We start from the raw sequence: 16,934 nt of genomic DNA on the forward strand, positions 1-16,934 counted from the left end.
CGGCGATGACAGCTCTCGTTCTCCTTCAGCAACCGGCGCGGGATCCGGCACGTCCGCCCCTCCGTCCCCAGGGGGATCTCCAGGTTCAACGCCCTGGAAGACCAACAGCCTCCCCCTGGCGCCGTTGTTCGATGAACGGACAGAAGGCTTCAGAACGGGGCGTCGACGAAAGAGAGTTCGCGTAGTGGAGGTGAGTCTCCCGTCTCGGGTGGTCGGGCTTTCCGCCGTCCGCCTGGTGGTCAGTTCTGACGGGACATGGAGCCGGGATCGCTTCGACACAGTCCTCGCCCCCGCGCGCGTATGAGGTATGAGGAAAAGGGAGAGACAGACCATGGGCGATCGAGCGACGGAGATCCGCAAGCTTGCTCCCGGTCTCTTCATGATCCGGACGGGCTTCCCACAGGTCTACCTCTGGTGTGACGGGTCAGAGGTCACGATGATCGACGCGGGGTTTCCCGGCGACGAGCCCACGCTCGCCGCCGCCTTCGCCGAGCTGGGCTTCCGTACCACGGCCCTCCGGCGGCTGGTGCTCACGCATCACCATGAGGACCACACAGGCGCGGCCGCGGACGTGGCGCGCTGGGGAGATGTCGAAGTGATCGCGCATCGCGCGGACGCTCCGATCATCCGCGGGGAGCGCTGGCCCCCAAGCCGGACGCTCACCGCCGAGGAGCGCGCGGTATTCGAGCGGCTGTCCGCCGGCATCCCACCCGCCCCTCCGTGTCGCGTCGACTCCGAGGTGGAGGCGGGAGACATCGTCGCGATCGGGGGCGGGGCGGCGGTGATCAGCGGAGCGGGGCACACGGAGGGCAGCATCGGCCTCCTGGTGAGGGAGCCCCGTGTCCTGTTCACCGGTGACCTCATCGTCACCACGCCGGAAGGGCCAACGCTTGGCCATTTCAACGATGATGCAGTCTCGGCTCGTCGCTCCGCCGCGGCCATGGCCGCCCACGACGTCATGCTTCTGTGCCCCGGACACGGCGAGCCGGTGGCGGACCCGCGGGTGCTGAGCGGGTTGGGAGCGGCGCTGGCGTCCTCCGCACCCGGCAACCTGTAGCGTCTCGCGCGGGCGCCGCCCCAGAGACACGGTCCGCGCCGTGATCGGCGGGGTGACCGTCTCGCGTCCAGGGAAGCTGGTCCCGCGGATCGAAAGGGTCGATTTCGAGGCGCCGGCGGCGAAGAGATACTGGTGCGCCCGGCTTCTCGCTTCGCCTGTCTCGAAGTCGAGGGCACCTGCGGCTTCGGGCCGCTCACGGCGAATGGCCGCCCTACATCGCCCGCCTGCTCACGGTAGCCGAAATCTTCAGGCATCATCGGGGGCTCCGCGATCCAGGTGACGTTCATCCCGAAGCTGATCGAGTTCTGGAGACAGGGGAGCTTCCCCTTCGACACGATGCAGGCCTATACGTTCGCCGACATCGCGACGGCCTGGGCCGCACACGATCGATCCTCGTCACTGACGCGGAGATGCCGACGTCCATCCGGTCCCTGCTGGGACCGGATGGACGTCGGCGCTCGAGTCCGGCGGGGTCACTCGAGTCCGTGGATGACCTTCCCACCGGGCGGAGGACGGAATGCATCCCAGTGCTCCACGAGCAGCCCGTCGCGTATGCGGAAGACATCGATCAGCATCCCGTCCTCGCGGATTGCCTGACGGGCGATGAACTCGCCGTCGGCAATGACGTTCACCTCGATCTCCTTCGCCGGGTCGAGACGCTCCTCCGGGGGTAGCGAGAGGATGTAGGTGAAGAACTTCCGGAGCCCCTCGCGACCTTGCTCGATGTTCGGGTTGTGCTGGATGTAGTCCGCGGCCACATACCGGTCGAGGTGCTCCAGTCCCTCCACCGTGCCGTGGGCGATGTCGAAGAACTCGGCGACGATCTGCTTGTTGCGCTCGAGGTCGTAGGTCTCGTCAGCCATTCCTATCCCCTTCGCTGGATCAGAATTCCGGAAGAAGCTCATTCCCTGGCGGGGACGCCCGCGAAGGACTCACGGACGCCCTCGCGGCCCTGGCCGGCGTGAGGATTGGTCGTCGAGAGGGGCCTGGATCTTGGCCGATCTCGGTCTCCGCGACGATCGCCTCGACAACGTCCTCGTTGCGAACGACTTGCTCTGGACGAAATGAATTTCCCTCCTGGTGCTGATACCTCATTCGAGACCGTGGATGATCGTGCCGCCGGGCGGCGGGCGGAATGCGTCCCAGTGCTCCTTGACGAGGCCGTCCTCGAGGCGGAAGACGTTGATGAGCAACCCGTCTTCGCGGATCTCGTGCCTGACGACGAAGTCGCCCTCCGCGATGAGGTGCACCTCGATTTCCTTGGAGGGGTCAAGGCGCTCGGAGGGCGGAAGCGAGAGGATGTGCGTGAAGAAGGTACGGAGGCCGTCGAGTCCCTGCCCGATGTTCGGGTTGTGCTGGACATAGTCCGCGGCCGCGAACTCGCCGAGCCGGCCCAGACCCGCGAGATCGCCGTGGGCGACCGCCAGGAAATCCTCGACGAGCCGCTTGTTCCGTTCCAGCCGCTCGGGTTCCGATCCGGCCGCCTCACCGGGGCCGACTCCCGCCATCACGAGCCCGCCGGCGGGTCGTAACCCGGTGCCGAACGCCACGCGTCCCAGTGCTCCTGGAGCATGCCGTCCCGAACCCGCCATATGTCGATGTGGATCCCGTTGACGCGGATCTCGTGACGCACCACGAGATCCCCCTCGCCCATCAGGTGGACTTCGACAGTCCCGGATGGATCGAGATCCTTCTCGCGTGCGCGATGGAATCCGGCGAAGTAAGCACGGACGCCCTCTCGCCCCTGCCCGGCGTGTGGATTGTGCTGGATGTAGTCGACCGCGACGAGGTCGTCAAGACGGTCGAGTCGCTTGGCGATCGCCACGTCGTTGACGAACGCCTCGACAACCCTTTTGTTCCGCTCGGTGGTTTCGTCGCCTGTCATCTACTTCTTGCCCCAGAGCTTGAGGAACCCGTGCACATAGTCGGCCTTGCCGTACCACGAACCGCTCGACCACCCCTTCTGAGTGAGGTCCAGGCCGGTGACGTCGGCGGACGTGAACAGACGCTGGAACGAGAAGTGCGGCTCGCCCGCACGCGGCTGACCGACCATGAGGCGCAGCAGCGAGTCGGACATGTACCAGGACAGTGCCGGAAGGCTGAACGCGGCGACCGCGCCGACCCACTGGGACTGGCTGAGCTGCTGCATCACGGCCAGGGCACCGCCCACGGTGCCGATCCGGGTGTCCGCGGCGCTGCGGCCCGCAGCCTGCGCTCCCGAGACGACATCGGGGACGTAGTTGTTCGTACCGGCCACGATGTACTTGATGTCGGAGTCCGACACCAGCGACGTCGACACATCGGTGGAGATCTTGTCTTGGTTGACCGTGTTCACGTCGATCACCTTCGACGAGCAGCCACTGCAGTCGTCCTTCAGGACCTTGACGACGCCGTCGTTGGCCCAGGTCGGCGTGATGTCGTTCGAGGTCGTGCGCATCGCGAGCACATGGGCCGAGCCCTTGGAGTCGACGATGAACTGATCGGTCAGCCAGGAGTGGAGCTTCACGAAGTCCGGGGCCACGTAGCTGACGAGCTTCGGGTCACCGGGGCCGGAGGACGTCGTCATGCCGTTCACCAGCGGGATACCCGCCTTCGCGACCTCGGCGATCGCGCTCGGGGCTGTGTTCTGAGTTATGCCGACGGTGACGATGCCGATGGCCTTCGCGTTGATCGCCTGGTGAAGGCAGTTGGCGACGCCGTCCGGTGAGCCGCCGGTCGTGCCGCACGCCTCCACGTCGACGCCGAAGCGCGAGAACACGCCCTTGATCTCGTTCGCGACGACCGAGAAGTCCTGCACCTCGAGCGCCGGCACGATGACGTAGACCTTGCCGCCGGTGATCTTCGACGTGTCGATGGCCGGCCCCGGTGCCACGAACGTGTCGATCGGCTGTCTCGCAGACGTGACCGCCCCCGCGACGCTGGGTGCCACGGCGCCCGCCGCGTCTCCCGCCGAGCTCGAGTGCGTGTTCGTGCTGCCGCAGCCGACGAGGGCGAGTGCCAGCACCGTGCAGGCCGCGAGAAGTCCGCGCGACCGATTGCGCCCATTCAGCATGAGATTGCCTCTCTTCTTCGGATGTGTGATCACTTGGCTCTCGCCTTCGAGAGCAGAGCGCTGTCCCGTCCGCGGGCGAGTGGCGTCAGGGCCCGGCCCGGGTGTGTCGCGATGCACGCGACGGGCAGACGTCGGACAACGGCGTGTTGGCGTCAGCGGCCTCGCTCCCGTTCGGGCAGACGCGTGTCGCGCATCCCGAACCGAACCCCGTCGTCGAGTGAAACCGCGACATGAATCGGACGATCTCAAAGCCGACAAGGAGCTTGTCGGCCGGCCGAGGACTCCTGCGCTGCAGGAGGCGGTCACGAAGGCGGCCGCGCGGCGACCTGCCCATCATGGGCCGCGTGACTTCACCCACCTGCCTTGCGCAGCGTTTCTTGGCTGGAGGGAAGTGCCGTGCAGGAGCCTGTTCAGGTATGTGTGCGGCGTCGGAGAAGAAGCGACACGGTGATGGCGATGATCAGCGCCGCACCGTAGAAGACGTTCGTCACCCATCCGGACAGCCCGAGCAGCTGCAGCCCGAACATGCCCGTCAGCAGGAAGTAGGCGGCGATGAACATGCCGATCGCGTTGAAGCGCCCGGGGACCACCGCGATCGTTCCGAGGAAAACCGCGGCGAGGGCCGGCATCATCTGCACCTGGGCCGTCGCGGTGCTGAACCCGCCGACGCCGCACGCGAGGATGACGCCGATGACGCCGCTGAGCAGGGCGGCCATCAGGTAACCGCCGAAACGGATGCGGCGGACGGGGATGCCGGCGAGCCTCGCGACGTTCGGGTTCGAGCCGACGAACAGCATCGATCGGCCGAGCGGGGTCGCTGTCATGGCGTACGCGGTGATGATGACGAGCGCGACGCCGTACCAGAACACCGCCGGGAGGCCGAGGAAGCCGCCGATCGCGACCTGCGCGAGCTCCGGGTCGAGGCCGCTCACGTTCGTCTGGTTCGACATCAACAGCGCGATCCCCAGGGCCAGGCTCCCCGTGCCGAGGGTGACGACGATCGAGCTGATCCCGACGACGACCACGAGTACCGCGTTGAGGAGGCCGACAAGCACCGCGGCGGCGAGGGCCGCGAGGATCGCCAGCGGAACCGGCCAGCCGTGCAGGACGACCAGGGCCGGGAACGTGGTTCCTGCCAGGCCGTAGATGAACGCGAACGACAGGTCGAACTCGCCGACGGCGATCGTGACGATGACCGCGAGGCCGAGGAAGACCACCGGTGTCTGCTGGCCAAAGACCGCGCGTGAGGCGCTTGCCAGGTCGACGCCGTTCGGAAGCAGCATCAGGAAGAGCACCACCATGATGATCCAGAGCAGCACGAGGCTGTAGCGCTGGAGCACGTAGGAGGCCGCCCGGTTGAACGGAAAGCCCGTCTTCTGTGGTGCGACGCCCGAGGCGATGGTGGGTTGTGACCGTGTGGTTGCCATCAGGCCTCGTTTGCAGGAGTCGGTGCGAAGGTGGGAGTACGCGCCGCGTCGTCGACGGCGAAGATCGCGGAGAGAAGGGCTTCCGCGTCGAACGGTCGCGTCATCTCGCGGACGATCCGGCCGTCCTGGAGGATGAGAACCCGGTCGCAGATCGCCGCGAGATCCTCGACCTCGGCGGAGCAGACCATGACCGCCGATCCGTCGGCGGCTGCCTGCCGGCTCGCCGTGAGGATCGCGTGCCGCGCGCCGACATCGACCGCCTGGGTGGGGTCGTCGAGCACGAGCAGATCGGGCGTCCCGAGGAGCCACTTGCCGAGCAGCACCTTCTGCTGGTTGCCACCGGACATCGAGGCCACGGGCATCGTGGGGTTCGGCGGCCGGATGTCGAACCGCGCGATGATGCCCTCGGTCTCGGCACGCTGCCATTTGAACCCGGTCCACCAGGGCTTTCCCCTGCTGCGCAGGTGTGGGAGGGTCGCGTTCTCCTCAACCGTCAGTTCGAGCGCGACGCCCTTGTCGTGCCGGTCGGCGGGGATGAAGGCGATCCCGGCGTCGAGGAGGTCGACGACCTTGGCACGGGCCAGGTCGACGACGCGTCCGCCGAGCCTGACCTTGCCGGTGCCGCGCCGGTCACCGCCAAGAAGCGGCCCGAGGTCCGACAGGCCGGAGTCCACCGTGCCCGTGAAGCCGACGACCTCGCCGCGACGAATGGCCGCGCTCACCCCCTCGACCCGTCCGCCGCGGACGTCGACAAACTCGACCGTGTCGGGCCGGGGCTCGGGCGGCAGGCTCTCCATGATGTCGCCGAGTTCAGCGGCGCGCCCGAGGACGAGGCCGGCCAGCCTGGCCTCGTCGAGCCCTGCCGTCTCAATGCCCGTCTCCACGACGCGGCCGTTGCGTAGAACGGTAGCCCGGTCGGCGATCTCGAGTACCTCCTTGAGGTTGTGGCTGATGAACAGCACGGCCGTGCCCTGGCTCTTGAGCAGGCGGATCATGTCGTAGAACGCCGGCAGCGCCACGTGCGGGATGGCGCGCGAGGACTCGTCGAAGACCACGACACCCGCGCCGGGGGTCCGGTCCTGAAGTGCGCGTGCGACCGCGACCGCGACCCGCTCGCTGGGCAGGAGGGTCGAGACCTTGGCCGACGGATCGATGTCGGTGCGGAGGTACTTCAGCGTCGCGCTCACGGCGACGGCGTCCTGGGAGGTGCGGATCCAGCGCGTGATCTGGTTGACCGAGTGCCGGCCGACCCGCACGTTGTCACGTACCGAGAGGTCGGGCACGAGACCGAGATCCTGGTGCACGAATGACAGGCCCTGGCCGTGCAGCGCCTTCGCTTTGACGGGCGGGCCGAGCCGCTCGCCGTCGAGGAGGATCTCGCCCCCCGGATCCGCCGAGTAGACACCGGAGATCAGCTTGATGAGCGTGGACTTGCCGGAGCCGTTCTGCCCGACGAGGCCGTGCACCTCCCCTGGGGCGATCGTCAGGCTCGCGTTCTCGAGAACCGTGACGCCGGCGAACGTCTTGGAGAGATTGCGGACCTCGAGTCGCGGGATCGGCGGGGTCGCGGATTCACCGGCCATGGCTAGCGCCCGTGCCGTGCAGGGTTGGTCTCCACGACGCCGCCGAGGGCGGAAAGGGGTGACCGAGCAAGGCGGACGGCGTGGATCATGGCGGGCAGAGTGCCTGAGATCAGGGGGTATCTGCCCCCCTCTCCCTGCGCCTCCTTGGGTGAATCGGTCTGAACCATGGATGACTCCTTGCGCGCAAAGCGCTGCCGTCGGAACCGACGTTCGCCGCCGGCCCCTGATGTGGGTGCTTCTGTCGCGGCCATCCCGGCAACACCCCTGCCGAACCGCCCCATGGGCCTTCGCGGAGTTCCTCCGCGCGGCTCTTCAACCGACCTGATTCAGAACACTCGGCACGGTGACCGGCCGACGAGCAGCGTCAAGGTAGGAAGTGACCGGCGTCACGCTCAAGGGGCATGTTCATTGGACGAACATGTCACCCCTATCGCCGACTTCGCTGTGCACCATCCAGGTACGACGCGGCTGGAACGCTCGCTGAGGGGTGACGAGTGATGACCGGAAGACCGACCGGCCATCCCTGTCGCGACTGGAGGCTGTAGGCGGATCGGACGAATGCCGCCCGTTCGACAGAATGTCGCACCAGGAGGGCAAAGAAATGACGGTCCCAACAAGCCGTGAGGTGCTTGAAGGTTTCCTCTCGGCCCTGGAGGCTCATGGCGCTCGCCAGGCCTTCGAGCAGTACGCCGTTGAGGACTATGTCCAACACAACCCCAAAGCCGGGAAAGGCCGGAAAGGTGCCATCGCCTATCTGGAAGAAGAAGCAGCCAGGGGCGGTCGGGCCACGGTCAAGCGGATCATCAGCGACGGGGAGATGGTTGCCCTTCACCTGCACATGGAATTCGCGGACGGGAGCCCTGATCTGGCGATTGTCGATATATGGCGCGTCGAAAAAGGCAGGCTCGTGGAGCATTGGGATGTTTCTCAGGAGATCTCGCAGGCGAGCGCCTCAGTAGTATTTTGACCATTCCTTCAGCCGTCAGACAGAAATCGCCAGAGGCTGATGGGCGGAGCGCTGGAGGGCGCTGAACACCCCCATCGATGCCGCCCACGCCCTGAACCCCTGCACGCCGAGCCGATCCCCGCCGTCCAGGCACCAGGCCCATGCGAATCGGGGCGGTCGCCACACGCTCCGGCGCACACACCCGGACACGCGGCCTGCATCAGACGCCTTCCGCGGCCCGGAACCCGACACGTGAACGGGGCCGGCCCGCGGGATGACACCCGGTCCCGGCACATCCCGGCACGGCCGTGGCGACCGGTCACGGCCGGCACGGAAACGAACGGCCCGTGAGGGGTCCCACGCCGCGGCGTGGGTCTCAGCGGCGACTATCCGCTCCCGTCGCGAGCATGCCATTGACCACGAGTGCCGCTAGCGCGTCCGCCGTGGCGGTGAGCTGCTGGGGTGAGGACGGCACGGGTCGGCCCAGGCGTCGAGCCAGGGGCACGTCCACCATGCCCGAGACAGGCGGGATGATGGCGAAGAACAACACGTCCATCGGGATGGGCGCCATGCGCCCGGAGGCGACGAGTCGATCGATACAGGCCGTGATGGTCTGCAGGACCGGGCCGATGTAGTGCGCGTACAGGTAGTCCAGCCGTTCCGTGTCCCGGTTGAGCTCGTCGACGAACAGCCGTCCGACGAGGGGCGCGTCCGCCGCCGTTCGGTAGAAGTTGCTGATGATCTGCCGCAACCGCTCGGCATCGGCCACCGAGGGGTCCACCTGCGGCATACCGGCCAGCCGCGCCCCGAGGGCGAATTCCACCACCGCCCGCCAGAACGCGGCCTTGGACCCGTACCGGTCGTTGATGAAGTTGTGGCTGACACCCAGGCGGCGGGCCAACTCTCTTGCCGATGCGTGGTCGTACCCCAGTTCCGCGAAGGCTTCGAGCCCGCGCTGCAGGATGCTCTCCTCCCCCGGCACCGCGGGAGTGTTCGCGCCGGGGCGCCCCGGCCGGCGAGCTGATTCGGCGCTTGCTCCCATTTCCTGCCTCCATGACTGCCTGTTCGTGCCCGCGCGCCGCGCACCCTGTGCTGCTGCGCGGCGGTCCGGTGGACCGGGAACAGCTTACTTGACACATGTCAGATTGAAGGTAATCTGACATGTGTCAGACGGCTTCCCCTCATGATCGCCGGTCCGCCTCGCCCTCTCGGAAGTGAGAGCCACATGACTGCGAACCAAGCACCCCGCAAAGCCCCCGAGCGAGTGATCGACCTGGAAGCCGCGCGACAGCGGCACACCTCGCAGACCGAGCACCTTGTCGTCCTGCTCACGGCCGGGGATCCGCTCGCCGACGCCGCCGTCGCCGAACTGGACCTCCACGGCACGCCGGCACGACAGGCCCTCGACATGGGCCTCAAGGAAGGGTTGGCGAGCCTCGGCGAACACTCCCCCACAGCCATCACCGCGCTGCTCAAGGACCTGGAGGCCACTCCGTCCTGGGTCGCCCCTTTGACGCTGCACCGCGGCGATGTCGTGAGCCAGTCCGTACCGCCCATATGGTCCGGGCTCTGCTCGATCACCAGCGCGCTGGCCCACACCTACGCCTCCCCGACCGTCGCGCGGCTCCTGGCCGGGAGCGGCACGCCCACGGACACGGCTTCGCGCAGCCTCGTGGAGAGCGCAGTGTGGGCCCGTCAGGTCGTCCGACCGGGCGGGCTACTGCGCGGAGGGCAGGGGTATGTGGCCACCGCCGAGCTTCGACTGCGCCACGCCCGTATGCGTGCCAGGTCGCTCGCGGACTGGGACACGGGCGCCCCCGGTCTGCCGATCGGTCACGACATGGTCCGCACCTGGCTCGGCTTCACCCTGATCGCCTACCGAGCCCTGACCGCCGTCGGCATCGAGATCAGTCCCGATGAAGAGCGCCACCTCTACCGGTACTGGTCGTACGTGGCCCACCTGCTGGGACTCGACGAACGCCTTCACCAGAACGTCGCCGACCACACCGGAGCCCGCCGGTTGCAGGACCTGCTGGACTCCGTGACACCTTCACCGGACGAGAACTCACGCACCCTGACGACCGCCATGGTCGAGGGACAGGCTCACGCCATGGCCGGCGCGCCGGGAATGGCCCTGTCCGAGGAACAGCTCAGCGCACTGATGCACACAGTGCTGCGGCAGACCTTCGGGGAACCGGCGTCGGACCGCATGGGCCTTCCGGCCCCGGCCACGCCGGATCTCATGCCGCTGATCGGCACTCTCAACCGGCAGGCCCGGCACTGGCAGACCTTCTCCCCGGCCTCGGCGCGAGAAGCCCACCGCCGGGCACTCGGGGAACCCGGCCCTGACGTGGTCCCACGTGTCCCGCGCCGTGGCACCCGTCGTCGGCGGAGCTCAGGAGCGGGTCTCTCGAACTTCCCGGCTGCCTGATTTCTCGCGCCTCCAGGTCGCGCGGAGCACCGGCCGGCTCACCGGCTGCCGCGCACCGACCCGAACCACGCGACGAGCTCCGACGACGCAGCCGTCCCGCAACGCACCACCACGATTTCCTCCTCAATTCGTCTGGAGCCCCGCCATGTCCCAAACCAGCACCGACGCCCGTGACGGCACGACCAACGTGTCCCCACTCCCTGCGGCCGAGTCACCGCCCCACCATCGCTGGTGGATCCTCGCCATCATCGGTGTGGCTCAGCTCATGGTCGTCCTGGACGCCACCATCGTGAACATCGCCCTGCCCTCCGCGCAGAAGGATCTGGGCTTCTCCGACGGTGACCGGCAGTGGGTCGTCACCGCGTACGCCCTCGCCTTCGGCAGTCTGCTGCTGCTCGGCGGACGCATAGCGGACCTGTTCGGCCGCAAGATGACATTCCTCGTCGGCCTGGTCGGCTTCGCCGGTATGTCCGCCCTGGGCGGTGCCGCCACCAGCTTCGAGATGCTCGTCATCGCCCGCGCCGGGCAGGGCCTGTTCGGTGCCCTGCTCGCCCCCGCCGCACTGTCACTGCTGACCACGACCTTCACCGACCCCAAGGAACGTGCCAGGGCCTTCGGCGTCTACGGCGCCATCGCCGGCGCCGGCGGCGCCATCGGCCTGCTCCTCGGCGGCCTGCTCACCGAGTACTTCGACTGGCGCTGGACCCTCTACGTCAACCTCGTCTTCGCGGCCGTCGCCTTCATCGGCGGCATGATGCTGCTGCGCCGCACCGCCCGCAGCAAGACCACCTCCCTGGACATCCCGGGAGCCGTTCTCGTCGGCGCCGGCCTCTTCAGCCTGGTCTACGGCTTCTCCAACGCCGAGTCCCACGACTGGAGCTCCCCGCAGACCTGGGGCTTCCTCATCGCCGGAGCCGTCCTGCTCGCCGTGTTCACGTGGTGGCAGACCCGGTCCTCCCACCCCCTGCTCCCCCTGCGCATCCTGCTCGACCGCAACCGCGGCGCCTCTTTCGTCGCCGTCCTGATCAGCGGTGCCGGTATGTTCGGCGTCTTCCTCTTCCTCACCTACTACCTGCAACAGAGCCTCGGTTACACCCCCGTCAAGACCGGCCTGGCCTTCCTGCCCATGGTCGCCGCGCTCATGGTCGCCTCCACCCTCGCCACCAGCGTGCTCGTCCCCCGCATCGGCCCCAAGCCGGTGGTCCCGCTCGGCATGGGCCTGGCCGCCGCCGGTATGGCCTGGCTCACCGCCCTCGGCCTCAACAGCAGCTACACCGCCGACGTCATGCCGGCGCTCATCGTCGCGGGCCTCGGCCTCGGCCTGGTGATCGCCCCGGCCATGAGCCTGGCCGTCGCCGGCGTGGACACCGAGGACTCCGGTGTCGCCTCCGCCACCGTCAACGCCATGCAGCAGGTCGGCGGTTCGATCGGTACAGCCCTGCTCAACACCCTCGCCACCAGCGCCGCCACCGACTACATGATCGGTCGCGACCCCAAGGACCCGCTCGTCCAAGCGCACGCCAGCCTTGAGGCCTACTCCACCGCGTACTGGTGGTCGGCCGTCTTCTTCGCCGCCGGCCTGGTCGTCAGCGTCGTCCTCTACCGGCGCGGAGTGCCCGAGCAGGACCCCGACGCGGCACCCGTCGTCCACATGTGAGAAGCAGCCAGGGACGGCCCGCGAGGAACTCCTCGCGGGCCGTCTCCGCATGACAGGGAGACGCATGGCAGGCCACCCGCACGAAGCCGGGCCACCATGGCCGCCACACGTCCCGGGCACTGCACTGTTCGGTAGCTGTGCAGGGGGCGCACGGATGCTCCCCGGGCGTCGGCAACAGGGTGCGCGGTGGGCAATGGTGGCCAGCAGGGGAGGAACGGACACTGTTCGATCCCGGCAAGGTACACACGATGCGCTACCGATACCAGGGAGCGGCCATCCCCTTCCCCTGGCCGACCGCAGGATGAAAATCAACAGGGGTCAGTAAGCGGGAGTGGTCTGCATGAGCCCTGCGAGCGTCGGCGATCGCGACGGCGCCGCGGGGCTGGTCTCCCCGGGCGGCCGATGCCTTCCCGTGCCCCTTCGGCACGTGGGGGCGGACCAGGGATACCGCGGGCGCAGGCTTCCATGCCTGGCCCCGGGCGGGGCAACCGCCTCCGACATTCCCCTCTTCCGGTGGTCCCGCGGCATGGGGTGGCAGAGCGGGCGTTCGCCTTGCCGGGACGGTACCGTCGGCTGTCGAAGGACTTCACGGCCCTGATCCCAATCTCGGCATAAGGAGCGACACCCCAGGAACCAGTGGTATTTCGCGGCAGAAGCATTCAGCCAGGCACTCCCGCCAATGATCACTGCCAGATTCCGCTGCAGTCTAGCTGCCTCGATATGCCGCACCGCAGGGCGCGCGCCATCCATGCGCGGATTCCGACCGGGCGGGTCAGCAAGGAGACAGCTCGTACATGTACTTCCGAGTACATCAGCATCCGAGATGTCTGCTACGGAGCGGCACCGGACCGCATTTGACACCCGGAATGCCTGGATATGCGGGATAGGCAGCAGACGAAATGGACGATACCGGTGGCGCGGATTCGACCCCGATACCCGACCCCGATGATTTGTTTAGCCGACAATCATGGCCTCTGACCTGACCCTATGAGGGCTGGGGCTTCCCCTTCCGGTGCGTTCGGAGCACCCTTCGGAGGGGGAGCCGAGTCGGGGTTGGGAGGCCCGCGATGCAGGCTTACGTCGGAATCGATGTGCACCGCCGCCGGTCGCAGATCGCCGTGATGGACGAGGGCGGCCGGACAGCGGTAAACAGGAACGTGCCCAACGGCCGGGAGGCCGTGCTGGGCGTGATCGGGGACCTTCCCTCGGGCACGCCGGTGGCGTTCGAGGCCGCATTCGGCTGGGGCTGGCTGATCGAGCCTCACGGGCGGGATCGAATGGGTGCATGCGAGTCCTCTCCGCACGACCGCAGCCGGGGGACCACGGCGCTGGGCACCCCGCCCAACGGCGCCAACTGCCCAGCGCACGCGCATTCCACACGCTGGGACGGTCTTCCACGGCCTTGACAGCCCCAGCCCTCATGGGTGCGGAAATGCAGAGCAGCAGACGAGCAGGGCTGTACGCCGGGTTCGGTCCGGGACGGCACCTATGCACCAGCGGCGTCAGTGGAATGCGCCCGAGGACGACCGTTGCGATGCACCGCGTCGGTCGCGCGCCGACCTTGCGCTTCACGGCTTCGTTGTTGGTGGAGGCCACCAACAACGATTGCCCGGCGGCCACGCAAGTGGCGACGACGGCGGTGACCACCTCGCTGGTGCGGTTACCAGGCGTGGGCGTCTGCCGGATGGCCGGACGATGGTGGTCCAGTGCAAGCGGTATGCGCCCAGCAGCAGCATCGCCAGTCGTAGCTGCCCGACCTGCTGGGCACCAGGGTGCACTTCCAGGCCGATGTGGCGGTGTTCGTGACGACCCACGAGATTCAGCGGGGTGTCGGAGAAAGTCGCGGTGGAGCATGGCATTCTCGCCAGCACCGCGATCACCTTGTCCTGTGGAACAACGGCACGCTCCTTCTGTCGCTGGGCAGTGTGAACGGTCGCGGCCAGGGGGACGCCCGTCACCGGGCACGCTGGAAGCAGGCGTACGGGAAGTAACCCGCACCGCAGGAGCGCCGCGAGATCAGCCGATGCTGGTGTCGTAGAGCCTCCATGCCGGGTAGCGCAGGGCCTGGCCATCTTGTTCACCGCTGTCCAGGAGTTCGCGGCGCCGCAGCATCACGCGCAGGTGGCGGGCTTCGTCAACGCCGTCGTCCGGGCCGGAATCGAGCAGGACCGCGTACGGGCTGGCAGCATCGTGGGGCTGCACGAGGAGGTCGGCCGGGTGACCGTTGACGGTTTCGCCGAGTGCCACTGTCGTTCCGGGCTGTTGGGACATGGCCTGGTAGAGGCGCCGGATCAGGTCGTCTGCTGCGCGGTCGTCGGCGCGGGGGCCGCTTGCGGTGGCGGCGTTCAGGAGCTCGGCGGCGACACCGCCCCGCTCGCGCCACAGGTTCATGTCGCCGACCACGATGAGGTGGCTGCGGGCGCGTGTGATGGCGACGTTCCACAGGTTGAGCTGGCGGTATACCCAGCCGATGGCGCCTGCGTGCATGCCCTCGCCCGCGACGAGGGTGAAGACCATGACGTCGCGTTCGCCGCCCTGGAAGGTGTGCACGGTGCCGACGCGCACGCGTTGCTGGTCGTATTGCCGCAGTTGGTCGCGGAGTTCGTCGGCTTGCGGCTTGACCGTCTCCGGGTGCCGATTCTGGCCATGAGCGCCGCAGGCAAGCCGCCTGACACTGCGGGCATTTGGCGGACGGAAATTAAGCGTCTGTGCTATTTTGACGCCTGTTCGGTAAGTGGCTCGCACCCTGGGAGGGGATCATGGCTGGTGACGTCACGCCGTCGCGGTGGGCCGTCGAGCAATTCGGTGAGCACGCCGCGGAGGTGATGCGGCATGTCGTCACCGGGCTGACACGTGGCCAAAAGGCGGCCCGCTTGGTTCAGGTGACGGCCGAGGCAGCGGGGGCTGAGGACAAGCGTCCCTACGGCAGCATGTGGGCCACGCGCTACCACCAAGTCGTCTCGCAATTCGAGCTGGCTTCGCTACCTGGGTACGAGGCCCGCAAGCCCAAGGGGGCGTCGTACAGCCTGGCGGTGGTCAACGGGCGCGTGCTGATCCCCTTCCGGCACGCCACATCGCTGAAGGAGCCGATCTCCAGCGCGAAGCTGACCACGAAGATCCCTCAGAAGGTGTCCCGTGACAACGGCGTAGACCCCGCTCCGACCCTGTTTGACACCCCCGACACCACCGAAGCGGAGGCAAATCCAACGGTGGCCGAAGCCGCCGCGGCGGCCAAAGCAGAGAAGCTGACGGTGATCTACGTCGCGTATGCGGCCAACGCCGACAGCGACGAGATTCTGGCTGCTTGGTGGGGTACGCCGTACTCGCTGGAAGACGACGGCACCATGCTGTGGGAGCCCGAGCGGCTCGACCTGAGCATCGCCACCGTGCAAGGCTCCCGCAGCTCTCGCGGTGATCTGCACGATGCGGGCACCGCCATCCCCACACAGGGCTTCGCCGGGGGCGAGGTGCCTTCGCTGGATGTCACACCGCGCTTCGAGGTCACCAAGCTGCCGTCCGCCGAACAGGAACCGACGACCCCCGAAACAGAAGACGGCGATGAGTGAAAAGACCCAGCCACCGCTGTTCACCGCACCCGGCACCCGCAACGCTCGCAAAGGCCGCGCCGGTCTGGAACAGCCCTCCCCAGCCGCAGTACACGAGGTATTCGATCCCGCCCGGCTGACCCAGGCGCGCAACCTCCTGGGGATGACGAAGAGGCGTCTGGCCGACGAGCTTGGCGTCACCCCGGCCGCAGTGAGTCAGTACGAGATGGGCACCAACCGGCCTCGCCCTGACCTCCTGCCCCGGTTGGCGGAGATCTTGGAGGTGCCGTTGACGTACTTCCTGTCGGGACGCCCCCACGCACGGCTGGATCCCTCGGCTGCGCATTTCCGCAGCCTGCGCAACACGCGGTCCTACCAACGCGCTAAAGCCATCGCGTTCACCGAACAGGCATGGGAGCTGACCTACGCACTGGAGAAGCGTGTCCGGCTCCCGGTGGTCGACCTGCCCGGCTTCGCCGGTGGGGAGGTCCTCTCGGGCACCGAACTACCCAGCGACCCAGCTTCCGCCGCCCGAGCGCTACGAGTCGCGTGGGGGCTGGGCGCCGGGCCGATCACCCACCTGATCCGGCGGCTGGAAGCGCGCGGAATAGTGGTGATCACCCCGCAGCGCGACGAGGATCTACGATCCGTCGACGCCTTTTCCACATCACGCCTTCCTCGACCGTTGATCGTACTGACTCCGAACAGGACCGACGACGTCTACCGCCACCGCTTCAGCGCGGCCCACGAACTGGGCCATCTGATCTTGCACGGCGACGCCAGCCCTGGTGACATCCCCCAAGAACGTGAAGCCGATGCCTTCGCGGCGGAGTTCCTCACACCTCGCGAGTCGATCCTGCCCGAACTGCCAGCACGAGCTGACCTACACAAGCTGTCGCAGTTGCGCGACGCCTGGGGGGTATCGGTGCACTCCCTGCTGTACCGCTGCCGAGAACTCGGCCTCCTGTCGGACTCAGCGGCGAGCCGCGCCTATCAGCGCCTGCACGGTCTGCAGGGGCAACCCGGATTCGCTCCGGACCCCCTCGCCGGCTACCCCAGCGAGCAGCCCGCGCTGCTATCTCAGGCATTCACCCTTGCCTGCGACCACGGCATGACAATCACAGAACTGGCACGTGAACTAGCCTGGAGTGTGCCCCAGGTTCGTCGAATGCTCGGCGCCGAGGAAGACCGGCCGGCCCTCCGGCTGGTCGGTAGCGCGCCCTAAGAAGGCTGCGT

15 protein-coding genes are annotated in these 16,934 nt (G+C 67.7%); 7 read left to right on the plus strand and 8 right to left on the minus strand.

Annotation, left to right across the window (positions count from 1 at the left end; translation table 11 throughout):
• Positions 1-331: 331 nt before the first annotated feature.
• A complete protein-coding gene (locus tag AB0D34_RS13135) occupies positions 332-1,057 on the plus strand; it encodes an MBL fold metallo-hydrolase (RefSeq protein WP_362660848.1) in 726 nt (241 codons plus the stop codon).
• 473 nt (positions 1,058-1,530) lie between these two features.
• On the opposite strand, the gene AB0D34_RS13140 is transcribed toward AB0D34_RS13135, so the two are convergent.
• From AB0D34_RS13140 to AB0D34_RS13165, 6 genes are all read right to left on the minus strand, one after another.
• Entirely contained in the window at positions 1,531-1,920 is a 390-nt protein-coding gene (locus tag AB0D34_RS13140; RefSeq protein ID WP_362660850.1) for a nuclear transport factor 2 family protein, read from the minus strand.
• A 228-nt stretch (positions 1,921-2,148) separates the two neighbouring features.
• Positions 2,149-2,607 carry a nuclear transport factor 2 family protein gene (locus AB0D34_RS13145; RefSeq protein WP_362660852.1) on the minus strand — a complete coding sequence of 153 codons (459 nt, stop codon included), beginning with the start codon at positions 2,605-2,607 and terminating at the stop codon, positions 2,149-2,151.
• Positions 2,565-2,942: a nuclear transport factor 2 family protein gene (locus AB0D34_RS13150; RefSeq protein WP_362660854.1), complete on the minus strand. Its 378-nt coding sequence runs from the start codon at positions 2,940-2,942 to the stop codon at positions 2,565-2,567. Before AB0D34_RS13150 ends, AB0D34_RS13145 begins: the two co-directional genes overlap by 43 nt.
• Positions 2,943-4,109, minus strand: a complete 1,167-nt coding sequence (locus tag AB0D34_RS13155) for a substrate-binding domain-containing protein (protein ID WP_362660856.1) — start codon at positions 4,107-4,109, stop codon at positions 2,943-2,945. It abuts the gene before it with no gap.
• A gap of 410 nt (positions 4,110-4,519) precedes the next feature.
• A complete protein-coding gene (locus tag AB0D34_RS13160; protein WP_362660858.1) occupies positions 4,520-5,536 on the minus strand; it encodes an ABC transporter permease in 1,017 nt (338 codons plus the stop codon).
• Positions 5,536-7,119, minus strand: coding sequence for a sugar ABC transporter ATP-binding protein (locus AB0D34_RS13165; RefSeq protein WP_362660860.1), 1,584 nt, complete (start codon positions 7,117-7,119; stop codon positions 5,536-5,538). Before AB0D34_RS13165 ends, AB0D34_RS13160 begins: the two co-directional genes overlap by 1 nt.
• A 487-nt stretch (positions 7,120-7,606) precedes the next feature.
• Here AB0D34_RS13165 and AB0D34_RS13170 point away from each other — a divergent pair, with 487 nt between their 5' ends.
• Complete coding sequence (locus AB0D34_RS13170; RefSeq protein WP_362660862.1) at positions 7,607-8,086, plus strand: nuclear transport factor 2 family protein; 480 nt, start codon at positions 7,607-7,609, stop codon at positions 8,084-8,086.
• A 355-nt stretch (positions 8,087-8,441) separates the two neighbouring features.
• On the opposite strand, the gene AB0D34_RS13175 is transcribed toward AB0D34_RS13170, so the two are convergent.
• Positions 8,442-9,047 carry a TetR/AcrR family transcriptional regulator gene (locus AB0D34_RS13175; protein ID WP_362660864.1) on the minus strand — a complete coding sequence of 202 codons (606 nt, stop codon included), beginning with the start codon at positions 9,045-9,047 and terminating at the stop codon, positions 8,442-8,444.
• Between the two features lie 243 nt (positions 9,048-9,290).
• Here AB0D34_RS13175 and AB0D34_RS13180 point away from each other — a divergent pair, with 243 nt between their 5' ends.
• The 3 genes from AB0D34_RS13180 (at position 9,291) to AB0D34_RS13190 (ending at position 13,559) form a co-directional block, all read left to right on the plus strand.
• Complete coding sequence (locus AB0D34_RS13180; RefSeq protein ID WP_362660865.1) at positions 9,291-10,496, plus strand: oxygenase MpaB family protein; 1,206 nt, start codon at positions 9,291-9,293, stop codon at positions 10,494-10,496.
• Between the two features lie 145 nt (positions 10,497-10,641).
• Positions 10,642-12,153: an MFS transporter gene (locus AB0D34_RS13185; RefSeq protein ID WP_362660867.1), complete on the plus strand. Its 1,512-nt coding sequence runs from the start codon at positions 10,642-10,644 to the stop codon at positions 12,151-12,153.
• A gap of 1,067 nt (positions 12,154-13,220) precedes the next feature.
• The gene (locus AB0D34_RS13190; RefSeq protein ID WP_362660869.1) at positions 13,221-13,559 is read left to right on the plus strand and encodes a hypothetical protein; all 339 of its coding nucleotides are present in this window, start codon (positions 13,221-13,223) and stop codon (positions 13,557-13,559) included.
• Positions 13,560-14,169: 610 nt separating this feature from the next.
• On the opposite strand, the gene AB0D34_RS13195 is transcribed toward AB0D34_RS13190, so the two are convergent.
• On the minus strand, positions 14,170-14,898 hold the full coding sequence (locus tag AB0D34_RS13195; RefSeq protein WP_362660871.1) for a C-terminal helicase domain-containing protein: 729 nt from the start codon (positions 14,896-14,898) through the stop codon (positions 14,170-14,172).
• Between the two features lie 14 nt (positions 14,899-14,912).
• On the opposite strand from AB0D34_RS13195, the gene AB0D34_RS13200 reads away from it, so the two are divergent.
• Positions 14,913-15,719 (plus strand): hypothetical protein, encoded by an 807-nt coding sequence (locus tag AB0D34_RS13200; RefSeq protein ID WP_362660873.1) that lies wholly within the window; start codon positions 14,913-14,915, stop codon positions 15,717-15,719.
• The gene (locus AB0D34_RS13205; RefSeq protein ID WP_362660875.1) at positions 15,712-16,923 is read left to right on the plus strand and encodes an XRE family transcriptional regulator; all 1,212 of its coding nucleotides are present in this window, start codon (positions 15,712-15,714) and stop codon (positions 16,921-16,923) included. The genes AB0D34_RS13200 and AB0D34_RS13205 overlap by 8 nt, the downstream gene beginning before the upstream one ends.
• Positions 16,924-16,934 lie beyond the last annotated feature (11 nt).

It is taken from the genome of Streptomyces sp. NPDC048420, assembly GCF_040651535.1.
In the GTDB taxonomy this organism is placed as follows: domain Bacteria; phylum Actinomycetota; class Actinomycetes; order Streptomycetales; family Streptomycetaceae; genus Streptomyces.

Bases quoted from the DNA above. Each gene is read 5' to 3' on its own strand.
- AB0D34_RS13185 (WP_362660867.1), top strand. From the start codon at position 10,642: ATGTCCCAAACCAGCACCGACGCCCGTGACGGCACGACCAACGTGTCC.
- AB0D34_RS13155 (WP_362660856.1), bottom strand. From the start codon at position 4,109: ATGCTGAATGGGCGCAATCGGTCGCGCGGACTTCTCGCGGCCTGCACG.
- AB0D34_RS13140 (WP_362660850.1), bottom strand. From the start codon at position 1,920: ATGGCTGACGAGACCTACGACCTCGAGCGCAACAAGCAGATCGTCGCC.
- AB0D34_RS13205 (WP_362660875.1), top strand. From the start codon at position 15,712: ATGAGTGAAAAGACCCAGCCACCGCTGTTCACCGCACCCGGCACCCGC.
- AB0D34_RS13135 (WP_362660848.1), top strand. From the start codon at position 332: ATGGGCGATCGAGCGACGGAGATCCGCAAGCTTGCTCCCGGTCTCTTC.
- AB0D34_RS13190 (WP_362660869.1), top strand. From the start codon at position 13,221: ATGCAGGCTTACGTCGGAATCGATGTGCACCGCCGCCGGTCGCAGATC.
- AB0D34_RS13165 (WP_362660860.1), bottom strand. From the start codon at position 7,119: ATGGCCGGTGAATCCGCGACCCCGCCGATCCCGCGACTCGAGGTCCGC.
- AB0D34_RS13180 (WP_362660865.1), top strand. From the start codon at position 9,291: ATGACTGCGAACCAAGCACCCCGCAAAGCCCCCGAGCGAGTGATCGAC.
- AB0D34_RS13160 (WP_362660858.1), bottom strand. From the start codon at position 5,536: ATGGCAACCACACGGTCACAACCCACCATCGCCTCGGGCGTCGCACCA.
- AB0D34_RS13200 (WP_362660873.1), top strand. From the start codon at position 14,913: ATGGCTGGTGACGTCACGCCGTCGCGGTGGGCCGTCGAGCAATTCGGT.
- AB0D34_RS13150 (WP_362660854.1), bottom strand. From the start codon at position 2,942: ATGACAGGCGACGAAACCACCGAGCGGAACAAAAGGGTTGTCGAGGCG.